The 4311-nt window shown below is 36.6% G+C and carries 6 protein-coding genes and 1 tRNA gene; 5 read left to right on the plus strand and 2 right to left on the minus strand.

All coding sequences use genetic code 11. The annotated features are described in order from the left end of the window. Together PHT16_04100 and PHT16_04105 are read left to right on the plus strand one after the other, a co-directional pair. A partial coding sequence (locus PHT16_04100; protein MDD5721590.1) for a hypothetical protein occupies positions 1–683 on the plus strand: 683 nt, incomplete at its 5' end. Further along, on the plus strand, positions 680–1315 hold the full coding sequence (locus PHT16_04105) for a DUF1648 domain-containing protein (protein MDD5721591.1): 636 nt from the start codon (positions 680–682) through the stop codon (positions 1313–1315). The genes PHT16_04100 and PHT16_04105, both read left to right, overlap by 4 nt. A 48-nt stretch (positions 1316–1363) precedes the next feature. Here PHT16_04105 and PHT16_04110 read toward each other — a convergent pair whose 3' ends face one another. Next, positions 1364–2182 carry a hypothetical protein gene (locus PHT16_04110; protein ID MDD5721592.1) on the minus strand — a complete coding sequence of 273 codons (819 nt, stop codon included), beginning with the start codon at positions 2180–2182 and terminating at the stop codon, positions 1364–1366. A gap of 120 nt (positions 2183–2302) precedes the next feature. On the opposite strand from PHT16_04110, the gene PHT16_04115 reads away from it, so the two are divergent. Then, on the plus strand, positions 2303–2833 hold the full coding sequence (locus PHT16_04115) for a hypothetical protein (protein MDD5721593.1): 531 nt from the start codon (positions 2303–2305) through the stop codon (positions 2831–2833). Between the two features lie 285 nt (positions 2834–3118). On the opposite strand, the gene PHT16_04120 is transcribed toward PHT16_04115, so the two are convergent. Beyond that, positions 3119–3193: transfer RNA gene (locus PHT16_04120), tRNA-Arg, on the minus strand. 54 nt (positions 3194–3247) lie between these two features. On the opposite strand from PHT16_04120, the gene PHT16_04125 reads away from it, so the two are divergent. After that, a complete protein-coding gene (locus tag PHT16_04125; protein ID MDD5721594.1) occupies positions 3248–3979 on the plus strand; it encodes a ZIP family metal transporter in 732 nt (243 codons plus the stop codon). Positions 3980–4019: 40 nt separating this feature from the next. Beyond that, positions 4020–4181 (plus strand): hypothetical protein, encoded by a 162-nt coding sequence (locus tag PHT16_04130; GenBank protein MDD5721595.1) that lies wholly within the window; start codon positions 4020–4022, stop codon positions 4179–4181. Positions 4182–4311: the final 130 nt, after the last annotated feature.

A 4311-nucleotide genomic window follows, 5' to 3' on the forward strand; every position in this document is an offset into this window, starting at 1 on the left:
CTTTTTTATTAGCGATCATTTCTCTTGGCTGGACAGCGTATACTCACTTTAAATTATTGCCACTTCAACAGGCGAATTTAGTTTTTTTAGAAAAAGATATAATGATTCAGAATATAAAAAAGACAGAATACGAAATGTATGACAGGATAAACTCAACTATTACTAATACCGGAAAAGCATCCGCTCAGAATATAGAGTTCAGCATATATAGCATGTATTTTAATAAAAATATTCTTTTATACGGAGAAGAAGTAAAAGAATTTTTTTATAATTCAAAGATATTAAACGAATTACCCGGTGGTGAAAGTGTGAGTTTTGGAGTTATTAACATTCCTTATTATATCAATGGTATTGATGGGCAAGTCGCGTTAATATATCATTTAAAATATATAGACTCTTTGACGCCCAGAGATTTACAAAATAAGATTTTTTGGCTACAATATCCACTTGGTGGATATGGTGCAAGCGGATTAATAAAAGATGATTATGAAAAAATTTATGATAGATTATTAAAGTATTTCGAAAACAAGAAAGAAGATACGTATATTTTAGAATTTCTAAGAAAAAATTCTCCAAAAAGATTAATAGAAAATAAAAGTAGTGATGTTTTTTCGTGGGAGGAGATGAAAAATGTAGAATCATCGATGTTTCAGAAAATAAAATTATTACTTAATAAAATATGAAAAAAATAGAGATATTTATTTTATTAATTATTTTGCTTGCGTTTGCCGCCGGGTTTTATTTATATCCGCAGATGCCGGAAAAGATGGCTTCGCATTGGAACGCGAAAGGGGATGTGGACGGATATATGCCGAAAGCCTGGGCATTGTTTTTAATGCCTGTTCTTTCAACAGTTCTTTATTTGATGTTTCGTTTAATTCCGGGCATTGACCCGCTTAAAGAAAATATTGAAAAATTTCGGGAATATTTTGACTGGTTTGTGGTTTTGGTTATTTGTTTTTTATTCTATATATATGCGCTAACAATTTTCTGGAGTTTCGGATATAGATTTGATATGGGGCAGGTTTTATCGCCGGCGTTGGGAATATTATTTTATTACGCTGGAATTCTAACAGCTAACGCGAAAAAAAATTGGTTTATTGGGATTAGAACGCCATGGACAATGAGCTATGAAAATGTTTGGAATAAAACAAATAGGCTTGGCGGAAAAATGTTTAAGATTTCCGGCGTGATTTGTTTATTCGGAATTGTTTTTCCGGCATATGCTTTTTGGTTTGTTATTGTTCCGGTTTTTTTTACGACGGTTTACACAATTATTTATTCATATTTTGCTTATAAAATGGAAAAACGTTAATTCATTAGACTGGAATTATAATAACCCCCCGGTGTTTGTCGGGGGGTTTTATTTAATGGGCAAAATTTCTTTTATAATCGGAAAGTCAGGGATAGGGTGAAGGCGCAATGCCTTGGTTAGAAGCCGAGGGAAAGACGGAAGAAAGAGCTTTTGCCCGTTTTTGGCCGAGGTTATTTCTGTCGGCGGATTTTTGCAATTTAGCAATAACCAAGCTAATTGCACGGCGTGCAGATGGCAATCCTCGATTTTATTTCCCGGAAGAGGAAAACGATCTTCAGTAAATACTTTGCCGCAATTTTTTCGGATTAATTCTGGCGGCAAACTAATTTCCTGTTTTATTTTGAATCGCGGGTTGAGGTTCCATTCCTGAAATATTTTATGGGAAGAAATAATTTCTAACCATGACAGGAACAGGCCAAGGCCTTCAGTGATTTTATTGATGCTTTCTTTTGGCGTTAAGCGGCAATTGCTTGGCAAAATGCGGGCGCACGTTTGCATTTTAAAATTTGTGTGCTTGAACTTTGGGAAAGCTTCAAGCCAGAAACCTTGGACAATTTCCAGCTGTTCATATTGCTTAAAAAAAATAAGGCGGATTGTTTTAAAATCTTTTGCGCGTTTTGCCTCTTTTTCTAAAATACGAAGCGTTGATTCAAGGGTTTGCGGACCCGTGCCAATATCAACAAAGGGAATGCTATCGATAAAAAAGCATTCGATATTGTCCGGATTAAGATTGCGCCAAAGCTGGAAAAGCTTTGAACAGATTAAAGTTGAAAAGTACTTATGTAAAATTGGCGCTTTATTTTTTCCCCATAATCCAGACTTGGAGGGGCCTAAGCCGAATTTTGCTTCAGCTTCAAAGTAATGCATTTTTCTCTCCATTAGACTATCCGGGTTTTTGATAAAATACTATTATATTTTAAAAAAGTCAACGAAATTCGGACTTTATTTTTAGATAAAAGTTTATTATAATGAAATTACTTTAAATTTATGGATGTTTTTGCTCATGGTCTTTGGGCAGCCGCCCTGGCCAAGATTATAAATTTTAAAAAGAAGAAGCCGGTGAGGGTTTGGTTCACCGCGTTTTGGGGAGTTTTTCCTGATGTTTTTGCGTTTGCGCCTTTATTTGTTTGGATGGGATTTCAGGCAATAACCGGAAATTTTAATTCTTCAGATTTTGCGCCGACAGAAATGGAGCCAACTAAAACAGATACTTTGCCGATTTTTAAGCTGACTCACTTGCTTTACAACTTAACACATAGTTTATTTTCGTTTGCTATAATTTTTTTACTGTTGTTTTTAATTTTCCGGCGCGCGCGCTGGTCAACTCTTGGCTGGCTTTTTCATATTATTATTGATATACCTTCGCATTCGTATAAATTTTTTCCAACACCGTTTTTATGGCCGTTTTCTGATTGGAAGTTTAACGGCATAGTCTGGGCGAACCCGTGGTTTTTATTGTTTAATTATTTGATGTTGGGAATTGTTTGGTTGGCAATTTGGCGGGGCGGGAAAAAATAAAAATATTAGAGGAATTATATTAAGGATAATTAGTGAAATAAAATAATCCACCCCAACCCTCCTTTGAAAAAGGAGGGGGAACAAAATAAAAAACTCCCGGATTTCGGGAGTAAAAATTAGGCTGAGCGCCCGATCGGGATTGCTACACCTTTAGGTGTTCTTGCCGAAAGGCAATACCGCTCTTGCCTGTGACTTTTTGAATCTACAGCCTTTTCCGGCTGTTTGTCCCGCCGTTGGCGCGCAGACTCGCTAACAGGAAATCACGCGAGATTTTTTTAAAAGGATTGGCTGGGGGACTTGGGCTTGAACCAAGGATCACGACTCCGATGGTCGTTGCCTTACCGACTTGGCTATCCCCCAGCAATATGCTAGGTTTGAAAAAGCTAATTACGAGTTTATTATAAGTATATTAAAATGTCAATATTTTTAAACATTATAATTTATAGTTTTATTGCCGGACTTTCAACAATAGCCGGGGTTTATTTAGTTAAATATTTTAAAAATTGGACTAAAAGAAATTCGGTTTATTTAATCAGTTTCGCGGTAGGGGTTTTGCTGGCAACAGCGTTTTTAAATCTTTTGCCCGAAGCGATAAGTTCGGAAACAAACTGGGCGCTTTGGACATTGGGAACAATAATTGTTTTATATTTGCTTGAGCATGCAATGATTATTCATTCGTGCCAAGAAGAAGAATGCGAAGTCCATAATATGGGAATTCTGAGTTCCTTGGGAATAGGATTTCATTCGTTGATTGACGGAATAACAATTGGCATTGCTTTCCAGTTCGGCCAGGCAATCGGCATTATTGCTTCTTTTGCGGTTATATTTCATGAGACAGCCGAAGGTATTTTTACCTATACATTGTTAACACATGATAATGTTTCTAAAACAAAAGCTTTATTTTATTCTTGGCTGGTTGCCTTGGCAACGCCGGTTGGTGCAATTGCCACGTATTTTTTAACGCGGGGAATGTCTGGGATTTCTTTGGGCGCCTTGCTTTCTATTGCCGCGGGAAGTTTCATATACATAGGCTCTTCTGACTTGGTTCCGGCAACGCACAAGAAGCAGGCATTTTTGAATGTTGTTTTGGTTTTGCTCGGCGTGGGGTTTGTTGTTTTAATGGGGCGTTTGGCTCCGGGAGCATAAAAATATTTTAAAGCAATAATTTTGGGTATTTTTTAAAAATATGGATAATAAATATCTTAAAAAACAAGCTGATGAAATTGAAAAAATCTACTATGAATATATGGTTGAAATGAAAAAATTACGTAAAGAGCAGGACCGCATTGCCGCGAAGTCGGTCCTTAAAAAGATACAAAACGGGGGCGAAAAAAAATATGGAAAATAATGGAACAGAACAAAAAATAGAAACCGTCGTATTAGCCAGTACGGATAAAAGCGGGCTGGAAACGGAGCAAGGGCAAATTTTGCCGGAACAGCTGGTTTTGTTAATGGAAAACCGGCTGGAGAGCGGAAAT

The organism is Candidatus Paceibacterota bacterium (assembly GCA_028718635.1).
GTDB lineage: Bacteria > Patescibacteriota > Minisyncoccia > Phycocordibacterales > UBA9973 > UBA9973.